This window comes from Nucisporomicrobium flavum (assembly GCF_016464385.1).
Taxonomy (GTDB): Bacteria; Actinomycetota; Actinomycetes; order Mycobacteriales; family Micromonosporaceae; genus Actinoplanes; species Actinoplanes flavus_A.
The window spans coordinates 1-19,968 of record NZ_JADMLH010000039.1 but is presented as its reverse complement, the minus strand read 5'-3'; the positions used below and the strand labels follow the sequence as shown (position 1 = coordinate 19,968).

Below are 19,968 nucleotides of genomic sequence, written 5' to 3'. Positions count from 1 at the left end.
ACGACTACAAAAAGCTGTACGCCGCGTACAAGGCCGCGATGGAACACACCGGCCAGCCCACCGTCATCCTCGCCAAGACCATCAAGGGCTGGACGCTGGGGTCGCACTTCGAGGCGCGTAACGCCACCCACCAGATGAAGAAGCTCACCCTGGACGACCTCAAAGGCTTCCGCGACCGCCTCTACCTGGACATCTCCGACAAGCAGCTCGAGGAGAACCCGTACCTCCCGCCGTACTTCCACCCGGGCGAGGACTCGGACGAGATGAAATACCTGCAAGAACGACGGCGCGAGCTCGGCGGTTTCGTTCCGGCCCGTACGGTCAGGAGCAAGCCGTTGCCCCTGCCCGGCGACGAGGCCTACGCCGCGGTGAGACGGGGTTCGGGCAATCAGCCGGTGGCCACGACCATGGCGCTCGTACGGCTGGTCAAGGACCTGATGAAGGATCCCCGGATCGGCCACCGGTTCGTGCCGGTCATCCCCGACGAGGCCCGGACCTTCGGGCTGGACGCGCTGTTCCCCAACCGCAAGATCTACTCGCCGCACGGCCAGACGTACGCCTCGGTCGACCGTGAGCTGCTGCTGAGCTACACCGAGTCCACCAGCGGCGTGTTGCTGCACGAAGGGATCACCGAGGCCGGTTCCACCGCGTCGTGGACCGCCGCGGGCACCTCGTACGCGACGCACGGCGAGCCGATGATCCCGTTGTACATCTTCTACTCGATGTTCGGCTTCCAGCGCACCGGGGACGGCCTGTGGGCGGCCGCGGACCAGATGACCCGCGGCTTCCTGCTCGGGGCGACCGCCGGGCGCACCACGCTCAACGGCGAGGGCCTGCAGCATCAGGACGGGCACTCGCTGCTGATCGCGGCGACCAACCCGGCGTGCCTGAGTTACGACGCCGCCTACGGCTACGAACTGGCCCACATCGTGCGCGACGGCCTGCGCCGTATGTACGGCGACGGGCAGGAGAACGTCTTCTACTACCTGACCCTCTACAACGAACCGATCCCCCAGCCGGCCGAACCGCACGACGCCGACCTCGACGGCATCCTCGCCGGCATGCACCGCATCAGCGGTACGGGCGAGCCGGCGGCGCACATCCTCGCGTCGGGGATCGCCGTACCCGCCGCGCTGCAAGCACAACGTCTCCTCGGCGACGACTGGGGTGTCCCCGCCGACGTATGGTCGGTCACCTCGTGGACGGAGCTGAGCCGCGAGGCGCTGGCCGCCGATGACGACGAGCGGGTCCCGTACGTCACCCGCCGCCTGCGCGAGCATCCGGCGCCCGCGGTGGCCGTCTCGGACTGGATGCGCGCGGTCCCCGACCAGATCGCCCGGTTCGTGCCCGGCCGGTGGGCGTCGCTGGGCACCGACGGCTTCGGCCGGTCCGACACCCGCGCGGCGCTGCGCCGGCACTTCCACGTCGACGCGCCGTCGATCGCCGTACGGGTGCTGCGGGAGGTGGTCGCCACGGGCGCGCTCGACCCCGCGACGGTCGGCAAGGCGCGGGCGGCGTACGGGCTGGGCTGATACAAGAGGGCTCAGCGGCCGGCGTGGGCTTCGATCAACGGCAGCGGGTTGATGTAATCGCGGCAGAACACGACCTGGCCGTCGCGTACGCGCCACACGGAGATGACCGTCTGGCGAAACGGCGCGCCGGTGGGGATGAGCGTGCCGTCGGCCTCGTACTCCACGATGATCACTTCCGGGTCCAGGGTCTCGTGCATCACGACGTCGCGGTGGCGGTCGAACCGGACGAACGTGCCGGCCACCTGGGCCAGGTGCGCACGGATCTCTGTGCGGCCGCGCAGGCCGGCGGGCGCTCCCGGCGGCCGGTACGGCCATTCCAGGTGCGCGTCGGGTGCCAGCAACGCCACGAAGCCGTCGATGTCCTGGTCGAGGCTCGCCTGGAGGATCCGGGTGACGACCTCGCGTGCCGGGAGCGACATGGCACCTCCTCGTTCCACGCTCGTTGATTGAACGACCGTAGAACGAATGGCCGGTACGGTCAACGTCCGTAGAATCGGCGGGTGACCGACCCGACCGCCCGGCCGACCCGGGCGCAGCAACGCCGCCGGACCGAGGAGGGCATCCTCGCCGCGGCCCGGCGGATGTTCGCCGACCTCGGCTACGAGCGCACCACGATCCGCGCCGTGGCCCGGGCGGCCGGTGTCGACGCCGGCCTCGTCATGCACTACTTCGGCTCGAAGGATGCGCTGTTCTCCCGCGCCGCCGAGCTGCCGGCCGGAGAGGCGCCCGGCGAGGTGGCCGGGAGCACGCCCGGCGAGGTGGCCGAGGCCATGCTCAGCGCGCTGGGTGCGCGCCTCGAGGCCGAGCCGGCGGCCTCACTGGCCGTGCTGCGGTCGATGCTGACCAACGCCGACGCCGCCGAGCGCTACCGCGCCGCGGGCGAACCCCTGCTCGACCGGATCAGCGCGTCGATCCCCACCTCCGACGCCGGCCTGCGCGCAGGTCTGCTCGGTGCGATCGTCCACGGCGTGATCATCGAGCGCTATCTGCTCCGGTTCGGCCGGCTCGCGGACGCCTCGCCGGAGGAGATCGTCGACCTGCTCCGCCCGTGCTTCCTGCTCCTGGCCGGGGCGCAGGCATCCCCGAACAGCTAGCGGGCCGCGTACGCCTGCGCGATCTCCACCAGGTGCCGCCGCTCGGCGTCGAAGTCGCGCGGCCGGGGCGTGTCGGGGTTGGCGTCGAGGATGACCTCGCTCGCGCCGAGCTGTTCCAGGGTGGCCACGTCCTCCACGACTTCCGCAAGGGTGCCCACGCCGAGCGGCCGGCCGGGCCCGCCCGACGCGGGCTGCAGCCGCGCCTTGATGCGTACGACCAGGTCCGGCACCGGACTGCCGAGGTCGGCGGCGGCCGCCCGCAGCGCCGGGACGCCGCGGTCGCGCAGCCACTCGTACGGCGGGTTGATGGGGTGCCAGGCGCTCGCCCAGCGGGCGGCCCGGCGGATCGCCCGGGGTGACGCGCCGCCCGCCCAGACCGGGAGGCGCCCCGCGGCCGGTCGCGGGCCGGTCGCCGCGTCGGTGATCCGCATGCCGGGCAGCTCGGCGCTGACCCGCTCCCGCGCCCAGGCGGTGGTGATGAGGTCCAGGTACCGGTCGGTGACCTGGCCGCGGGCCGCGTGGTCGGCGCCGAGCGCGGCGAACTCGGTCGCCGCCCAGCCCGCGCCGACGCCGAGCACGAAGCGGCCGCCCGACATGAGGTCCAGCATCGCGCTCATCCGGGCGGTGTGCAGCGGGTGCCGGTACGGCAGGACGACCACGGACGTGCCGAGCCGGACCCGGGAGGTCTGCCCCGCGAGCCAGGCGAGCAGGACGAACGGGTCGTGGAACGGGTCCGGGTAGAGGGCCGTCACCTCGGGCGTGGGAACGACGTGGTCGGAGACGACGAGCGTGGCGAAGCCCTCGTCCTCGGCGAACCGCGCCCAGTCCAGCAGCGCCCCGACCGTGGCCTCGGCACCGAAGTTGGGCACATTGACGCCGAGCGGGATCATCGCCCGCCCCCGAAGGCGCCCGCGGCGTCCACTCCGGAGTCACCGCGGCGGGCGATGCCCGGCAGCACCGCGGTGACCGCGTCGATGAGCCGTGCGGTCGTCGCCGGGTCGCCGTCGATCCACGCCGGCACGCTCTCCTTCGGCGCCGCGAAGACGATCTCGCTGACCCCGGACGCGGCGGCGACCAGGCGGCAGATCGCGCACGGCTCGCAGCTGGAGTAGACGACGGCGCCGGAGAGGTCGAGCGTGCCGAGCCGCCGGGCCGCGTCGCGGATCGCGGTGACCTCGCCGTGCGCGGACGGGTCGAGGTCGGCCATCGCCGTGTTCACGCCGGCGCCGATCACCTTGCCGTCGCGGACCACCAGCGCCGCGAAGGGCAGCTGCCCCGCGACGCGGTTTCGGCCCGCCAGCTCCACCGCGCGAGCGAGCGCGGCGTCCTCGCCGAGCGCCGCACCGATCAACTCGTCGACATCCACTGTGGTCATGGAGGCGAGGCTAGTGGAAGCGCCACAGCCGGTCGCGGCTCGTGCCGTCGCCGGTCTCCACGATCCGTTCGGCGCGGGTCAGGCCGAGCACCTGGCCGGTGGACGCGTTCTGGATGCGGAACGTGCCGGCCCCGCCGTAGCGCAGCCGCCACAGCTGACCGAGCACGGACCCCGTCTCCGCGTTGCGCAGCTGGAAACAGCCGTTGACCCGGTAGTCGGCCTCCCACGAGCAGTCCGGGCCGCCGAGGCGTACGCCGGTGGCGGCGTGCTCGATGCCGCGCCGGCCGTCCGGCACGAACCACCACGCCTGGGCCCGCGGCCCGGCGTCACCCAGCAGCCGGCCGGTACGCAGCTCGCGCAACTGCTGGGTGCCGTCGCCCATGTCGGCCGGCTGCCACGGGCCGCAGACGCCGTCGTCCGGCGCCCACCGCCAGGTCAGGGCATCGCCGTCGGCGGCCACGTCGCGCAGCACGAGCACCGCGCCGGTGCCCGCGTTCACGAGGCGGAACACCATCTCAGCGGGCGCGTCTCGTGACGAGGCGCTGCAGGACGATGAACCCGAACAACAGGATGCCGATGACGATCTTCGTCCACCAGGAGCTGAGCGTGCCCTGGAACGTGATGATGGTCTGAATGAGGCCGAGCAGCAGCACGCCCAGGACCGTGCCGAACAGGTAGCCGGAGCCGCCGGTCAGCAGGACCCCGCCGATCACCACCGCGGCGATGGCGTCCAGCTCCATGCCCTGCGCGTGCAGGCTGTAGCCGGAGAGCATGTAGAAGCTGAGCAGGACCCCGCCCAGCGACGAGCAGAAGCCGCTGACCGTGTACACCGCGATCCGCGTACGGCCCACCGGCAGGCCCATGAGCAGCGCGGAGTCGGCGTTGCCACCGATCGCGTAGACCGTACGGCCGAAGCGGGTGTACGCCAGCACGTACGCCGCGACGAGCACCACCACCAGCGCGATCACCACGCTCGTGGAGATGAAGATGCCGGGCGCGAACCGGATCCGCTTCTGGGCCATCGCGGTCCAGAACGGGTCGGTGATCGGGATCGAGTTGCGGTTGATCAGCAGGGACAGCCCGCGGGCGAGGAACATGCCGGCGAGCGTGGCGATGAACGGCTCCACCTTGAAGTAGTGGATGACCGCGCCCATGCCGAGGCCGAGCAGCGTACCCATGAGCAGCACGAGCGGGAGCACGACGGCCGCGGGCCACCCGGCGTGCAGCAGCGTGGCCGCCACCACCGTGGTCAGCGCGACCACCGCGCCGACCGACAGGTCGATGCCGCCGGTGAGGATCACGAAGGTCATGCCGGCCGCGACCACGAGCAGGAACGCGTTGTCCACGAAGACGTTGAGCAGGACCTGGGTGTCGGAGAAGTTCTCGTAGTTGGCCACGCCGGTGCCGTACATGCCCACGAGCAGGGCGAGCGTGACGAGCACGGGCACGTGCCGCCGGTCCGCCCAGCGACGGCGGCGGGCCGCCGAGGTGGGCGGGGCGGTCCGGGGCGGGGAGGTGACGGCGGTCATGCGGGGGCTCCTGCGGTGCGGCGGCGGCGGAGGACGACGGCCCGGAACGCGGCGGACTGGCTCAGGCAGAGCACGACGACCACGACCGCCTTGAACAGCAGGGTGGTCTCCGCCGGGATGCCGATCGTGTACGTGGTGATGTCGAGCGCCGAGATCAGCACCGCGCCCAGCACGCTGCCGGCCAGCGAGAAGCGGCCGCCGGTGAGCGCCGTACCGCCGATGACGACGGCGAGGATGGCATCGAGCTCGATGAGGTTGCCGGCCGCGTTGCTGTCGGCGCTGGCCACGTTGGAGCTGAAGATGAGGCCGGCCACCGCGGCGCAGACGGCCGCGAAGACGTACGCCATGATCGTCAGTCCGCGGGCCCGGATGCCGGCGAGCCGGCTCGCGGTGGGGCTGGCGCCGACCGCCTCGACCAGCACGCCCAGCGCGGACCGGCGGGTCAGCACCACGGCGATCGCCACGACCGCGGCGACGATGAGCACCGACACCGGCAGCGCCAGGAAGTAGCCGGCGCCGATGACGCGGAACGGCGGCGACGAGACGTTGATGATCTGCCCGCTGGTGAGCAGCTGGGCGATGCCGCGGCCGGCGACCATGAGGATCAGCGTCGCGATGATGGGCTGGATGCCGATCACCGACACCAGCACGCCGTTCCACAGCCCGAGTACCACGGCGAGGCCGATCGCGGCGGCGACGGCCAGCAGGACGCCGCCGACGCTGTCCTGGTTCGGCAGGTCGCCGATCATGAGGCAGGCGACCGCGCCGGCGATCGCCATGACCGAGCCGACGGAGAGGTCGATGCCGCCGGTCGCGATGACCACGGTCATGCCGAGCGCGACGAGCACGAGCGGGGTGCTCGAGCGCAGCACGTCGATCAGCGAGCCGTACAGGTGGCCGTCGTGCACGGTGATGGAGAAGAAGCGGGGTGCGAAGAAGACGTTGCTGACCAGCAGCACGACCAGCACGGCCGCGGGCCAGAAGAGGCGGTGGCGGGTCAGGGCGGTCATGCGGTGGCTCCGCTCGCGATGGTCTGCATGATGCGGTCGGCGTCGACGCCGCCGGTGTTCTCGATCTCCTCGACCAGGCGCCGGTCGCGCAGCACCTCGATCGTGTGGCTGAGCCGCAGCACCTCCTCGAGCTCGGCGCTGACGAAAAGCACGGCCATGCCGCCCCCGGCCAGCTCCACCAGGAGTTTCTGGATCTCCGCCTTGGCGCCGACGTCGATGCCGCGGGTGGGCTCGTCGACGATGAGCAGCTTGGGTTCGGTGATCAGCCAGCGGGCCAGCAGCACCTTCTGCTGGTTGCCGCCGCTGAGGTTGCGGACGGGGATCTCCGGGTCGGCCGGGCGGATGTCGAGCGCCTTGACGTACTTGGCGACGAGTTCGTCCTGGCGCCGGCGCGGGATCGGGCGGGACCAGCCGCGCGCCGCCTGCAGGGCGAGCACGATGTTCTCCCGCACGGTCAGGTCGCCGATGACGCCCTCGGTACGCCGGTTCTCCGAGGAGAACGCGATGCCGTGGCGCATGGCCGTACGCGGGGCCCGCAGCGTGACCTGCTCCCCGCCGATCTCGACGTGCCCGCTGTCCGCGCGGTCGGCGCCGTAGAGCAGGCGCGCCACCTCCGTACGCCCGGAGCCGAGCAGCCCGGCGAGCCCGACGATCTGACCGGAGCGGATCGTCAGGTCGAAGGGCTGGACCGCGCCGGTCCGGCCGAGGCCGTGCGCGGCGATCACCGGCTCGCCGGGCGCCGCGGTGGTGCGCGCCTCGTCGTCGAGCCGGTCGAGGACGGTCAGCTCCTTGCCGATCATCTTGGTGACGAGCTGCATCTGCGGCAGTTCCTCGGTGCGGTACTCGCCGATGAGGCGGCCGTTGCGCAGCACGGTCATCCGGTCGGCGATCTCGTAGACCTGGTCGAGGAAGTGCGACACGAACAGGATGGCCACGCCGTCGCGCTTGAGCCGCCGCATCACTTCGAACAGCCGCTCCACCTCGGAGGCGTCGAGGCTGGACGTGGGCTCGTCGAGAATGAGCACCTTGGCCGAGATGTCGACGGCGCGGGCGATCGCCACCATCTGCTGAATCGCCAGGGAGTACGAGGAGAGCGGTGCCGCCACGTCCAGGTCCAGGTCCAGACCGGCCAGGAGCGCGGAGGCCCGGCGGCGCATCTCGCCCCAGCGGATGCGGCCGAGCCGGCGCGGCTCACGGCCGATGAAGATGTTCTCCGCCACCGAGAGGTTGGTGCAGAGGTTGACCTCCTGGTAGACGGTGCTGACCCCGGCCTGCTGGGCCTGCAGCGGACCGGCGAAGTGCACCGGTTCCCCGGCGAGGCGGATGTCGCCGCCGTCGATGCCGTACACGCCGGTGAGGACCTTGATGAGGGTCGACTTGCCGGCGCCGTTCTCGCCCATGAGGGCGTGCACCTCGCCGGGGAACAGCCGGAAGTCCACGCCGTCGAGCGCGACGACGCCGGGGAAGGTCTTGCGGATCCCGGTCATCTCCAGGACGGTCCGCTCGGTCATGGGTGGTGCCCTTCTGCGCAGGGCCCCGCCCCGCTGGTCGCGGGGCGGGGCCGCGGCTGTCAGTACTTGCGGCTCGGCAGGGCGGCCTTGGCCTGCTCCTGGTCGAACGTGGTCTCCTCGGTGAGCACCCGGTTGGGGATCTGCTCGCCGGCCTTGACCTTCTTCGCCAGATCCATCAGCTGTGGGCCGAGCAGCGGGCTGCACTCCACGATGTAGTTGATCTTGCCTTGGGACAGGGCGGTCATGCCGTCCTTCACCGCGTCCACCGTGATGATCTTGATGTCCTTGCCGGGCTTCTTGCCGGCCGCCTCGATCGCCTCGATGGCGCCCAGGCCCATGTCGTCATTGTGCGCGTACAGCACGTCGATGTCGGGGTACGTCTTCAGGAAGGCCTCCATGACCTCCTTGCCGTCCGTACGCGTGAACTGCCCGGTCTGCGACGCGATCACCTTGAACTTCGGGTCGGCCTTGATGACGTCGGCGAAGCCGGCCTTGCGGTCGTTGGCCGGCGCGGCGCCCGGGGTGCCCTGCAGCTCCACGATGTTCACCGGGTCGTTCTTGCCCTGGTACTCCTTGACCAGCCACTCCCCCGCCTTCTTGCCCTCGAGCACGAAGTCGGAGCCGATGAAGGTCTTGTAGAGCGAGGTGTCCTGCGAGTCGACCGCGCGGTCGGTGAGGATCACCGGGATGTTGGCGTCCTTCGCCTCCTTGAGCACGGTGTCCCAGCCGGACTCGACCACCGGCGAGAACGCGATAACGTCGACGCGCTGGGCGATGAACGAGCGGATGGCCTTGATCTGGTTCTCCTGCTTGCCCTGGGCGTCGGAGAACTTCAGGGTTATACCGGCGCTCGCCGCCGACTCCTGGATGGACTTCGTGTTGGCCGTACGCCAGCCGCTCTCGGCGCCGACCTGGGAGAAGCCCATGGTGATCTTGTCGCCGCCCGAGCCCGAGCCGGACCCGGAGCCGGCGTCGTCGCCGCCGCAGCCGGTCACCCCGGCCGTGACCAGCGCGCCGGCAAGCAGCGCGGCGAACCATTTCCTGCGCATGACGTCCTCCACTAGCTGTTGTTAGCGTTCACAATTTGGATCTCGGAAAATGCCGGTCGATGACGGAAGGGGGGACCGGGCGGCGCGGAGGTACGCAAGATCAAAAGCCGAGCGAACCTGCGCCAACCAAGGGCTTCAATGCAGTGGCGTGCACCACACGGTGCGTTTCAGGAGTGTTACCGTTCTCAAACGCGCCGTCAAGAGGTAACCGCGGATCTACACTGTGATCGATCAGTGAGATCGACAGGGGGGCCGCGTGCCATCGAAGAAGCGGGTCACGGTCATGCGTGACGTCGCCAAGCTCGCCGGGGTGTCGCACCAGACGGTCTCGCGCGTCCTCAACGAGCATCCGAACGTCAAACAGGAGACGCGTACGCGCGTGCTCGAGGCGATGCAGTCGCTGAACTACCGCCGCAACCTCGCGGCCCGCACGCTGGTCACCCGGCAGTCACACACGCTGGGCCTGATCGGCTTCGAGACCACCCTGTTCGGCCCGGCGTCCATGCTGTACGGCATCGAGGACGCCGCCCGCGCGGCCGGCTACCTGGTCAGCATCGCGACGGTCCGCAACCTGGAACGCCGCGAGGTCCTCGAGGCGGTGGACCGGCTCTCCCAGCACGCCGTCGACGGCATCATCGCCATCGCGCCGAAGCCGGCCGTCACCAACGGGCTGCTGCAGGCGCCGGGTGGCCTCTACTGCGTCGCGGTCGGCGGCGCGGGCGAGACCGACGCGGTGCCGACCGTACGGGTGGACAACGCCGCCGGCGCCCGCCTCGCCACGCAGCACCTGCTCGGGCTGGGACACCGTACGGTCCACCACGTCGGCGGCCCGCACGACTGGCCCGAGGCCCAGGAACGCGTCATGGGCTGGCGCGACACCCTGTACGAGGCCGGCGCGGTCGTGCCCCCGGTCGCCTTCGACTCCTGGACCGCCGAATGGGGCTACCGCCGCGGCCAGGAGCTCGCCCGCGACCCCGAGGTCACCGCGGTCTTCTGCGCCAACGACCGGATCGCGCTCGGCGTGCTGCGCGCCCTGCACGAGGCGGGCCGCCCGGTCCCGCACGAGGTGAGCGTGGTCGGCTTCGACGACATGCCGGACTCGGGCTACTTCCTCCCGCCGCTGACCACGGTCCGCCAGGACTTCGCCGAACTCGGCCGCCGCAGCCTCACCCTGCTGCTGCAGCACATGGCCGACACCGACGAGCCCGAGGCGCCGGCACACATCGTGGTGACCCCCGAGCTCGTCGTCCGCGGCAGCACCGCCCCGCCCCCGCGCTGAGCCCCGGGGTCGCTCACAGCGGTGGCCGTACGGTGAAGGCGACCGGCCATCCGCTCAGCCCCAGCCGCCCGCGGCGCAGCGACAGGAACCTGTCCGCCTGGTTCTGCGAGCTCAGCAGCACCGTGTCCGTGCCCCGGCCCGCCTGCGGGCAGAACGTCGCGTCCCCCGCGTAGTCGCCCGTCCCGTCGCGGCGGTCCAGCCAGATGCCGCCGTCGCGGTGGCGCAGGAACGAGCCCGGGTAGTTGACCGACTCGAACGAGACGCAGCCCGTGCCGGCCAGCCCAGCGCGCACCGTGAAGGTGGAGTCGGCGCGGTCGAGGGACGGGCTGCCGGCGTCGATGCGGTCGATGCGCGCCCGGAAGTCGCGGTGCCGGACCCGGTAGCCGGTCATCCCGGCCGGTTCCAGGCCCACGCCGCGGCCGATCGTGAATGGGCCGCGGCGCTCCGGCGCGCGGGTCCGGGTGGGCCGGGGGCGAGCCTCCGACGGGGAGGCCGACGGGCGCACCGAGGAGGCCGTGGGCGCCGGGCTGTGCGCCGAGGCCGAGGCGGAGGCGGACCCGATCGGGTTCGCGGCGAGGGAACGCTCGGCGGGGCCCGCCGAGGGCGAGGCGGACGCGGGGCCGAGCGGGGGCACCGGAACCGTCGGGACGACCGGCAGCGCCACGAAACGTGGCGGGCCGGGCCGGGTGGTATGGCCGCTCTCGTAGGCCATCACGCCGGTCACGGCGAGCACGGCCAGGGCGGCGCAGGCGGCGATGACCGCCCGGTGGCTGCGGCGGTCCGGCCCGGCGGCGCCGGACGGACGGCCGGGCTGCGGCACGGCGGCGCTCGCGGCCGCGAGGAAGGCGTCGGGCAGCGGGGAGGGGCCGGTGGCGCTCTGCCGGTACGGCGGCACCCAGCCGCCCACGCGCAACTCGGCGGTGCGGGACTGATCCTCTGTGGACATGCACTTCCGTTCCGTGGCGGCGGAGCATGACGTGCGAAAGACGCGCAAAGCGCCGCAGCCATATTCGTGCCAAAGGTCACGGAACGCAAGACCGACATGACGCGCGAGGAGGCCCGGGACGCGGGGATGGAACCACGTCCCGGGCCGGCTCTCGACGCCGCCCCGCTTCTCACGGCGGGGCGGCCCCTGTCACGGTGAGGTGCAGGCGAGGTTGTTGACGCTGGTCGGGGCGGTGCCCGTACCGGTGAAGCCGAACGTGGTGGAGCCGTTGGCGGCCACCGTGCCGTTCCACGACTCGTTCTTGACCGTCGCCGAGGATCCGGATCCGGTGTACTTGCCGCTCCAGAGCTGGCTCACCGACTGCCCGCCCGGGAACGTCCAGGAGACGGTCCAGCCGTTCACCGCCGAGGTGCCGGCGTTGACCTTGACCTCGCCCTGGAAGCCGCCACCCCAGTTGCCGGTGGTCGTGTACGTCGCCGTGCAGCTGCCGTTGCCCGCGGGCGGCGGCGTGCTCGGGTCCGTCGGCGGGGTGCTGGGGTCGGTCGGCGGCGGCTGCGTGGTGCCGTCACCGACGCCGGTGACCTGGCCGTTGCCGCCGTCGAAGACGACGTCGGAGCAGCCGTAGAAGGTCTCCGTGCTGTCCGAGCGCGACCACACCGAGTAGATGATGTGCCGGCCGCTCTTGCCGGACGGCAGGTTCGCCGTCCACGAGTAGCGCCCGTCCTCGGTGCCCGGGCCGCCCACGGAGGTCGGGTTGACGACCTGGCTGAACGGCGTGGACTCGAGGTCGCTCCAGGCCAGCGCCCGCGTCGGGCTCCAGCTGTCCTTGGTGACGTACAGCGAGAACGTCCCCGGGTGCTTGGCCCAGTTGTTGTAGTCGAAGCGCATGCTCGCGCCCGACGTCAGGTGGGTCACCGGGAAGTCGTTGCGGGCCAGGTTGAACCCGGTGAAGTTGTACGGCCCGCCCGTACCGCCGCTGCACAGCTGCCCGTCGGGGATGAAGCCGGAGGTACGGCCGGCACCGTCGGAGCGCAGCACCGCGAACCAGTTGTACAGCGGCGTGGTGCCGCTCTGGGCCACGGCCGCGGCGCAGGCCGCGTTCTTCGGCTGGATCGCGCCGTTGTTGGTCAGCCCGTCCTTCCAGCACAGGTACGTGCGGCTGCCGGGCGCCATCATCGCGCCGTGCGCCTGGGCGGGCGCCGACTGCAGGACCGCGACACCGGTCCCGGTGAGCAGCAGCATCGCGGCCGCCACCCATCTCGCCTTTCTCATCGTGTCTCCTTCTTCGGTGGCTGCGGGGTCAGCCGTTGGGGAACAGGCGGGCGTAGTCCGCGTAGCCCGTGGCCACGTCGACCTGGGCCCAGAAGCGGTGGTAGTTGAAGGTCGGCGCGGGGCCGCCGTCCAGGTACGCCTGGACCTTCGGCCAGTCCGGGTCCTTCTTGTAGAAGGAGCGGATGTCCAGGAAGGACACGCCCGGCTTGATGACGTCGCCGTTGGGCATCTTGCCGCTCCAGCCCGGCGGGATGTAGATGCCCTGGCCGGTGGCCGCGTCGTAGACGTCGTCCATGCGGTTGTAGTCCGCGCGGGTCTCGGTCACCGACACGCCCTTGCCGTCCTTGTACGCCCAGATCGCGTCGAGCAGCCCCTTGGCCGCCGTCTTCGCCCGGGTGTTGCCGGACTTGGCCGCGTAGTACGTGAGCAGCTTGGCGAACGAGCCGGCCACACCGAGGTCCTGGCCCTTGCTGGTGACCTCGACGTGCAGGCCGGTGTTGGCCGACGGGCTCGACGGGTTCCAGGTGTTGGGCTTGCCGGTCCACGCCAGGTCCGACGGGATCGAGAAGGTGCTGGTGCCGATGGTGCTGTTGTCCAGCGCCCACGGGACCCACTTGTCGAGCACCGACTTCGCCTTGGTGTCACCGGTCGTGTAGTAGTACTCGGCGAGCCGCTCCAGCGACCACGTCTGCATGCCGAACCAGCGGTTCGACGGCGGGTCCTCGTACACCGGAGCCTCGACGTAGGACAGGCCGTAGAACGTCGGGGTGCCCGACGGCGGGGCCTGGTAGGCGCCGTTCCAGCTGTTCGTCGCGCCGCCGGCGATGCCGCCCTCGGACGACTGCAGCCACTGGTAGAACTCCAGCTGCCGGTTGAGGCTCGCCTGCCAGTCCGCCTTGGCGGTCGCCGACTTCGGCGTCAGCGCGCTCACGTTGCTCAGCACGTACGCGGCCATCGGGTTCTGGTAGCCGAAGTGGCTGGTGCTGGAGCCGATCCGCCAGGCCCAGCCGGCCTGCGTGTCGGTGGCGCCGCCCCACGCGTAGTACCAGGACATCAGGTTGTTGGAGCTGCTCTTGCCGCTGCCCGCCGGGCAGGAGGTCGAGGTGCAGCCGGGGTTCTTGAAGTACTTGTCGTAGAAGGAGTAGCGCAGGTAGTCGCCCATCTTCGCGGCGTTCGCCACGGAGGTGGAGATCTGCGACGCCTTGCCCTGCTGGGTGGCCCAGGTGTACGCCCAGTACGCCGCCTGCACCGCGCGCGAGTCCGCGTCCGGGGCGTTGGTGTACTTCCACTGCTTGGCGTACGAGGCGTCCTTGGTGAACAGGTCCAGGTAGCCGTTGGGGCCGCCGAACTTGAACGTGTCGCAGGACGGCTGCGGCACGGTCTCGAACGTCGACTCCTGCGGGCCGCGCTGGAACGTGTTGATGTACGCGACGCGCGTGGTGCCGTCACCGCAGCGGCCGAAGCCGTACGTGTTGTCCACGTCCATCAGCCAGTGCATGCCGTAGATGTCCGGGGTGCCGTACGCGCTCTTCAGCTCGTTGGCCAGCGGGTCCGTGCCCACCGACACGCCCGACTCGAGCTGCGACGGGTACTGCGACGGCAGCGGGTGCTCGGCGGCATACGTGGCCGGCTTCGACGGGTCGTACTTGTCGTTGGTGGGCTGGTCGGCGTGCGACGGGATGATGTACTTCTCCATCGTCTGCCACGCGGTGTTGAACGGCGTCCACTCGCCGGTGACCTGGCCGTGCTCGGCCTCCAGCCACAGCCAGTAGCTGAACGCCTCGCTGGTGGTCTCGTGGCCCTGGTCGGGCGCCTCGTCGATCAGCGTCTCGACCGAGTGGTACGGCACGCCCTCCGGGCTGAAGTAGCCGTTGGCCGGGTTCTTGATGTCGGTGTAGAGCTGGGTGAACCGGCCGTCGGCGCTGCCCTCGGCGACCACCAGCGCGGTGACCGTCGCGGCGGTGAGGCCGGTGCCGGTGGCGCTGAAGGTGGCCTGGGTGTTGGCCTCCGCCGCCTCGGCGGCCGTCAGCGTGACCGTCTGCGGGGTGCTCCAGTTGGCCGTGGTGAACGTCAGCGTCGCGGGCGAGGCGGAGACCGTGGTGGCCCCGGCCGTGCGGGCGATCGAGACGCTGGTGCTCGAGGACGGCGCCTTCGACAGCGACACCTTGAACGTCGCCGTCTTGCCCGGCGACACGGTCACCGAGGTCGGGTCGACGACCACCGAGGGATCGGCGGAGGCGTCGACGAAGACCGGTACGTCGGCGGTCGTGCTCTTGACGCCGCTGGAGTCGTACGAGATCGCCTGCACGTGGTACGCCGCGGTCTGCGCGGGCACCCCGCTCCAGGTGTAGCTGTACGGCGACGTGGTGTCGGTGCTCAGCAGCAGGCCGTCGTGGTAGAACTCGACCTTGCTGACCGTACGGCCGCTCGCCGCGGTCGCCGTGGCGGTGATCGGGATCGACGCCGGCGCGGTGTAGCGGGTGTTCGCCGCCGGGCTGGTGAGCGCCACGGTCGGCGCGGCCGCGGTGCCGTTGCACGTCGTGCCGTTGAGCGTGAACGCCGTCGGTACGGGGTTCGCCGACGTGAACGTGCCGTTGAAGCCGGTGCTCACGCTGGCGCCCGTGCCCAGGTTGCCGTTCCAGGAAGCGTTGTTCACGGTGACGTGCGCGCCGCTCTGGGAGTACGTGCCGCTCCAGCCCTGGGTGACGCGCTGCCCGGCGTCGGGGAAGTCGTACTCGAGGCGCCAGCTGGTGACCGGGTCACCAGTGTTGGTGATCGCGATGTCACCGGTGAAGCCGCCGCTCCACTGGCTCGCGACCTTGTACACCACCGTGCAGCCGGCTGCGGCCAGCGCGGGTGGTGGGGCGGCGGTGATGACGAGGCCGGTGCCGAGGAGCGTGGCACCGCAGGCCGCGAGGGCCCTTCTAGCCTTGCGTCTCATGGGCTTCCTTCCTAGACGGACGGGCTGCAGGTGACAGGGGACGGAACGGGATTGCTGCCGGTCCAGGTGCCGAGGAAGCCGAACGTGGTGCTGGTGTCCGGGGCCAGGGCGCCGTTCCAGCCGGCGTCGTGGACGGTGACGCCGGTGCCGGTCTGCGTGCCGGTGCCGCCCCACGCCTGCGCGAAGGTCTGCCCGGCGGTGAAGGTCCAGCCGACCGACCAGCCCTTGGTCGTGGTCGGGCCGGTGTTGCGTACGGTCACCTCGGCCTGGAAGCCGCCGCTCCAGGACCCGGTGATCCGGTACGCCGCGGAGCACCCGGCCGAGGACGGCGGCGGGTTCGACGGCGAGGGGTTCGACGGCGTGGGGTCGGACGGCGTCGGGTTCGACGGGCCCGGGTTCGACGGCGTCGGGTCGGACGGCGTCGGGTTGGACGGCGACGGGGTGGTGGTGCCGCCCTGCCGGTCCGCGTAGAGGATGCCGCGGCCGTTGGTGCCGAGATAGACGCGGCCGTAGACGCGCGGGTCGCCGGCGAGGGCCTCGCCCGCGTTGCCGTACTGGTGGGCGTCGTCGTTGATGCGGACCCAGGCGGCACCGGTGTTGTCGGAGCGGAAGACGCCGGTGACGCCGTCGACCGTGCCGACCAGGAACACCGCCGGGTACGCCGCACCCGGTGCCGCCTTGCCGAACGCCACGTTGATGCCGGAGCTCACCGAGGCGACCGCCGCGAACGTCGCCCCGTAGTTCGTGGAGTGCAGCAGCCCGGACGTCCCCGCGAGCCACACGTCGCCCGCCTTGCCCGGTACGGCGTGGAAGTGCACCGTGCCCGACGCCGGCACGGTCGCGCCCGAGGCGGTGAAGGTCGCCCCGCCGTCACGGCTGACGTAGAACTTGCCGGCGGCGTACCCGTAGAAGGTCTTGGCGTCGGCGCGGTCCGACTCGACCGTCGCGCCGGCGGGGATGCCGGTGGAACGGGTCCACGAGCTGCCGCGGGTGGTCGAGTAGTGCACGTCGGCGCCGGCCGGGGCCCAGACGAAGGCGCCCGCGTCGGCGGAGACCGCGATGGTGCCGCCGCCGGTCACGCCGCCCGGCTCCTGACCCTGGTACCACGTCTTGCCGCCGTCGGTGGAGACGCCGATGTGCGGGGCGGCGTCGGCGTTGCCCACCCGGGCGAAGACGGTGGGCGTGGCCTCGGCGAAGTCCAGGCTCGTGGTGCTGGTCAGGCTGGGGGTGTCGTGGAAGTTCGCCGGCACGGTGTCGAGGTCGGCGTGGTGGAAGCCGCCGATGTCGCCGAGCGCGCTGACCAGCGGGGCGCCTGACGGCGGGCTGGCCAGGTCGAGGACCGCGGTCTCCTCGAGCCCCTTGGCCATCGGGCGGATCGTGAACGTCGTGTTGCGGTCCCAGTTGGTCAGCTGGGTGGTGCCGTAGACGGTGGCGCCGGTGCCGTACAGCAGGCGGTTGGAGTCGAACGGGTCGATCTCCACCGACTCGTTCATCCAGCCGAGCTTCGGCGTGGCCTCCGGCGGCTGCGGGTTGGTGTTGAAGTCCAGCCACGGGTTGGCGGAGATGTCCATGGTGTAGCGCTTGGACTGGTTCGGGTAGCTCGTCCAGTCCCAGATCCGCGTCCACGTCGCACCGTTGTCGGTGCTGCGGAAGAAGATCGCGTCGGGCCACCAGGAGACCTGCGTCGCGACCATCAGGGTGCCGGGGTGCTGCCGGTCGACGGTCAGGCCGGAGTAGCCGAAGTACAGGTCGCTGCCCGCGCTGAGCTTGACCGGGCTGACGTCGGTCCACTCCCCCGTCGCGGTGTTGAGCCGGTACACCTGGCCCTTGCCGCCGTCGTACGGACCGCCGGTGTCGCTGGTGGCGATGTACAGGAAGTGGTTGACCGGGTCGACGACGCCCTTGTGGGCCAGGTAGCCGGTGGGCTGGCCGGGGATGCGGGCCCAGGTCGTGCCGCCGTCGGTGGAGCGGTAGACCGGGTTCTGCTTGTCGGCCACGCCCACGTAGACGTCGCGGGTCACGTCGTCGAAGGTCACCCAGGTCAGGCCCTGGTTCTGGCTGAGGTAGCCGTTGGTGTCCGACGGGTCCTGCACGTAGTTGCCGGCGTTCGGGAAGGCCGTCACCTTCGACCAGCTGGCGCCGTAGTTCGTGCTGCGCCACAGGCCGTTGCCGCCCTCGGCGGCGAAGTAGACGTTGCGGTTGTCGTGCGGGTCGACGGCCAGCCGCTCACCCATGCCGCGGCCGGGCATGTTGCCGCCGTTCTTGAACGGGAGCGTGCTGACCTGCCAGGTGGCGCCGCGGTCGGTGGAGCGCAGGATCGCGCCGTTGTTGGGGTCCCAGCTGTTGGTGTACATCCCGACCGCGGCGTACACCCGGTTGGCGTCGACGGGGTCCGCGGCGATGCTCAGCACGCCGTTGTAGCCCCAGTTGTTCTGCCCCACCCAGTCGAGCAGCGGGGTCCAGCTCTGGTTCGCCTGGTTCCAGCGGTACGCGCCGCCGATGTCCGTACGGGCGTAGATGAGGTTCTTCTCGGCGCGGCTGAAGACGAGTCCCGGGACGAAACCGCCGCCGTCGATGCGGACGTTCTTCCAGGCGTACGTGTCGCCGGCTGCGGCGGCGAGGGCGGGCGCGGGCCGGTGGGCGGCCTGGCCGACCAGCGCCGCCGCGCCGACGAGAGTCAGCGCGGCGGCGACGGCGATGAAGCGTGGGCGATGCAAGGGGCAATCCTCTCGGGGACGTCGGCGGCGCCCTGGGGGAAGCACCATCGACGGACGTCTCTCATGGGAGCGCTCCCATGACTGTCGGCCGTGTTCACCTGGAAGTCAAGAGCCGGAAACAAACCCATCGGCAGATGCCGATGTTGACAAGGACTTAACCGAGTAGGTAGACATAGGCCTGTCCACCGTCATGGGAGCGCTTCCTACACCGATGGAGGACCCACCCGTGAGAAAACGCAGCCTTCTGGGCGGCCTCGCCGCCCTGGCCACGGCCCTGGTGGCCGGGGCGACGCTGACCGCCCAGCCCGCCCAGGCCGCCGCCGGCTTCACCGTCAGCGGATCGCGCATCCTCGACGCCAACGGCAACGCCTTCGTGATGCGCGGCGTCAACCACGCCCACACCTGGTACGCCGACAAGCTCGGCGCGCTCGCCGACATCAAGGCCCTCGGCGCCAACACCGTGCGCGTGGTGCTCAGCAGCGGCGACCGCTGGACCCGCAACGACGCCGCGGACGTCACCAACGTGATCAACCAGTGCAAGGCCAACCGGCTCATCTGCGTGCTGGAGGTGCACGACACCACCGGGTACGGCGAGGACGCCGCGGCGACCACGCTGGCCCGGGCGGTCGACTACTGGATCGGCATCAAGAGCGCGCTGGCCGGCCAGGAGCGCTACGTCATCCTCAACATCGGCAACGAGCCGTACGGCAACACGAACACCGCGGGCTGGGTGGCCGACACCAAGAACGCGATCACCCGGCTGCGCGCGGCCGGCTTCGAACACTCGATCATGGTCGACGCGCCGAACTGGGGCCAGGACTGGTCCTTCACCATGCGGGACAACGCCGCCTCGATCTTCGCCACCGACCCGCAGCGCAACACCATCTTCTCGATCCACATGTACGGCGTCTTCGACACCGCCGCGGAGATCACCGACTACCTGGGCCGGTTCAAGAGCGCCGGGCTGCCGATCGTGGTGGGCGAGTTCGGCTTCAACCACTCCGACGGCAACCCCGACGAGGACACCATCATGGCCACCGCGCAGGCCGAGGGCATCGGCTACCTGGGCTGGTCGTGGAGCGGCAACGGCGGCGGCGTCGAGTACCTCGACCTCGTCACGAACTTCGACGCCACCCAGCTGACGTCGTGGGGCCAGCGGCTGTTCAACGGCGCCAACGGCATCAAGGCCACCTCGCGCGAGGCCAGCGTGTACGCCGGCAGCTCCACGCCGCCCTCGACGCCGCCGAGCGGCCCGTCCACCCCGCCGTCGAACCCGCCGGCCGGCAAGTCGTGCTCGGCCGCGTACGCGATCACCGGACAGTGGGGCGGCGGCTTCCAGGGCGCGGTGACGGTCAAGGCCGGCAGCGCGGCGATCAGCTCCTGGACCGTGACCTGGACGTGGCCCAACGGCCAGCGCTTCACCAACACCTGGAACGCGACCGTGACGACCTCCGGGGACGCCGTGACGGCGCGCTCGATGTCGTACAACGGCTCCCTGCCGGCCGGGGGCAGCACCAGCTGGGGCTTCACGGCCAGCTCGACCGGCACGAACACCGCACCGGCCGTGAGCTGCGCGGCGGCCTAGATGTAGTGATCAGCACCGTTGTTGATGCGGGTGATCGGTGGTTGGCCGGCGAGGGCGGTGTGTCCGCGGTGATGGTTGTAAGTGTGCAACCATCCGGGAAGTGCGTCGGCGCGGTCTTGGCTGCTGGT

16 protein-coding genes and 1 pseudogene are annotated in these 19,968 nt (G+C 71.0%); 4 read left to right on the top strand and 13 right to left on the bottom strand.

Going from position 1 to position 19,968, the window contains the following annotated elements:
• Positions 1-1,532, top strand: a 1,532-nt coding sequence (locus tag IT780_RS41265) for a transketolase-like TK C-terminal-containing protein (RefSeq protein ID WP_443678604.1), incomplete at its 5' end; no start/stop codon positions are given.
• Positions 1,533-1,543: 11 nt separating this feature from the next.
• On the opposite strand, the gene IT780_RS41260 is transcribed toward IT780_RS41265, so the two are convergent.
• On the bottom strand, positions 1,544-1,951 hold the full coding sequence (locus tag IT780_RS41260; RefSeq protein ID WP_199517358.1) for a nuclear transport factor 2 family protein: 408 nt from the start codon (positions 1,949-1,951) through the stop codon (positions 1,544-1,546).
• 81 nt (positions 1,952-2,032) lie between these two features.
• Between IT780_RS41260 and IT780_RS41255 the strand changes: the two genes are divergently transcribed.
• On the top strand, positions 2,033-2,626 hold the full coding sequence (locus IT780_RS41255; RefSeq protein WP_199517357.1) for a TetR/AcrR family transcriptional regulator: 594 nt from the start codon (positions 2,033-2,035) through the stop codon (positions 2,624-2,626).
• Here the strand turns inward: IT780_RS41255 and IT780_RS41250 are convergent.
• Genes IT780_RS41250 through IT780_RS41220 form a run of 7 tightly spaced genes read right to left on the bottom strand, consistent with a single transcriptional unit; the run spans position 2,623 to position 9,100 of the window.
• Complete coding sequence (locus IT780_RS41250; protein ID WP_199517356.1) at positions 2,623-3,516, bottom strand: TIGR03619 family F420-dependent LLM class oxidoreductase; 894 nt, start codon at positions 3,514-3,516, stop codon at positions 2,623-2,625. The two genes, IT780_RS41255 and IT780_RS41250, sit on opposite strands and share 4 nt — an antisense overlap.
• Positions 3,513-4,001, bottom strand: coding sequence for a nucleoside deaminase (locus IT780_RS41245; RefSeq protein WP_199517355.1), 489 nt, complete (start codon positions 3,999-4,001; stop codon positions 3,513-3,515). Before IT780_RS41245 ends, IT780_RS41250 begins: the two co-directional genes overlap by 4 nt.
• A 10-nt stretch (positions 4,002-4,011) precedes the next feature.
• Positions 4,012-4,500, bottom strand: a complete 489-nt coding sequence (locus IT780_RS41240; RefSeq protein ID WP_199517354.1) for an RICIN domain-containing protein — start codon at positions 4,498-4,500, stop codon at positions 4,012-4,014.
• Positions 4,501-4,516: 16 nt separating this feature from the next.
• On the bottom strand, positions 4,517-5,530 hold the full coding sequence (yjfF, locus tag IT780_RS41235; protein WP_199517353.1) for a galactofuranose ABC transporter, permease protein YjfF: 1,014 nt from the start codon (positions 5,528-5,530) through the stop codon (positions 4,517-4,519).
• Positions 5,527-6,540, bottom strand: coding sequence for an ABC transporter permease (locus IT780_RS41230; RefSeq protein WP_199517352.1), 1,014 nt, complete (start codon positions 6,538-6,540; stop codon positions 5,527-5,529). The genes yjfF and IT780_RS41230 overlap by 4 nt, the downstream gene beginning before the upstream one ends.
• Positions 6,537-8,051, bottom strand: a complete 1,515-nt coding sequence (locus IT780_RS41225; protein WP_199517351.1) for a sugar ABC transporter ATP-binding protein — start codon at positions 8,049-8,051, stop codon at positions 6,537-6,539. Before IT780_RS41225 ends, IT780_RS41230 begins: the two co-directional genes overlap by 4 nt.
• Before the next feature lie 59 nt (positions 8,052-8,110).
• A complete protein-coding gene (locus IT780_RS41220) occupies positions 8,111-9,100 on the bottom strand; it encodes an ABC transporter substrate-binding protein (RefSeq protein WP_199517350.1) in 990 nt (329 codons plus the stop codon).
• Positions 9,101-9,383: 283 nt separating this feature from the next.
• Here IT780_RS41220 and IT780_RS41215 point away from each other — a divergent pair, with 283 nt between their 5' ends.
• Positions 9,384-10,379, top strand: a complete 996-nt coding sequence (locus IT780_RS41215; protein ID WP_199517359.1) for a LacI family DNA-binding transcriptional regulator — start codon at positions 9,384-9,386, stop codon at positions 10,377-10,379.
• A gap of 13 nt (positions 10,380-10,392) precedes the next feature.
• Here the strand turns inward: IT780_RS41215 and IT780_RS41210 are convergent, their stop codons facing one another.
• The 4 genes from IT780_RS41210 to IT780_RS41195 all read right to left on the bottom strand — a co-directional run bounded on the left by IT780_RS41210 (position 10,393) and on the right by IT780_RS41195 (position 18,255).
• A complete protein-coding gene (locus IT780_RS41210; protein ID WP_199517349.1) occupies positions 10,393-11,325 on the bottom strand; it encodes an AbfB domain-containing protein in 933 nt (310 codons plus the stop codon).
• A gap of 189 nt (positions 11,326-11,514) precedes the next feature.
• Positions 11,515-12,597, bottom strand: a complete 1,083-nt coding sequence (locus tag IT780_RS41205; RefSeq protein WP_199517348.1) for a lytic polysaccharide monooxygenase auxiliary activity family 9 protein — start codon at positions 12,595-12,597, stop codon at positions 11,515-11,517.
• Positions 12,598-12,625: 28 nt separating this feature from the next.
• A complete protein-coding gene (locus tag IT780_RS41200; protein WP_199517347.1) occupies positions 12,626-15,538 on the bottom strand; it encodes a glycoside hydrolase family 48 protein in 2,913 nt (970 codons plus the stop codon).
• A gap of 11 nt (positions 15,539-15,549) precedes the next feature.
• Positions 15,550-18,255, bottom strand: coding sequence for a cellulose binding domain-containing protein (locus IT780_RS41195; protein ID WP_307831672.1), 2,706 nt, complete (start codon positions 18,253-18,255; stop codon positions 15,550-15,552).
• 226 nt (positions 18,256-18,481) lie between these two features.
• Between IT780_RS41195 and IT780_RS41190 the strand changes: the two genes are divergently transcribed.
• Entirely contained in the window at positions 18,482-19,840 is a 1,359-nt protein-coding gene (locus IT780_RS41190) for a cellulase family glycosylhydrolase (RefSeq protein WP_372443935.1), read from the top strand.
• Here the strand turns inward: IT780_RS41190 and IT780_RS41185 are convergent.
• Positions 19,837-19,968, bottom strand: a pseudogene (locus IT780_RS41185) (IS481 family transposase); the annotation flags it as partial. The gene IT780_RS41190 and the pseudogene IT780_RS41185 sit on opposite strands and share 4 nt — an antisense overlap.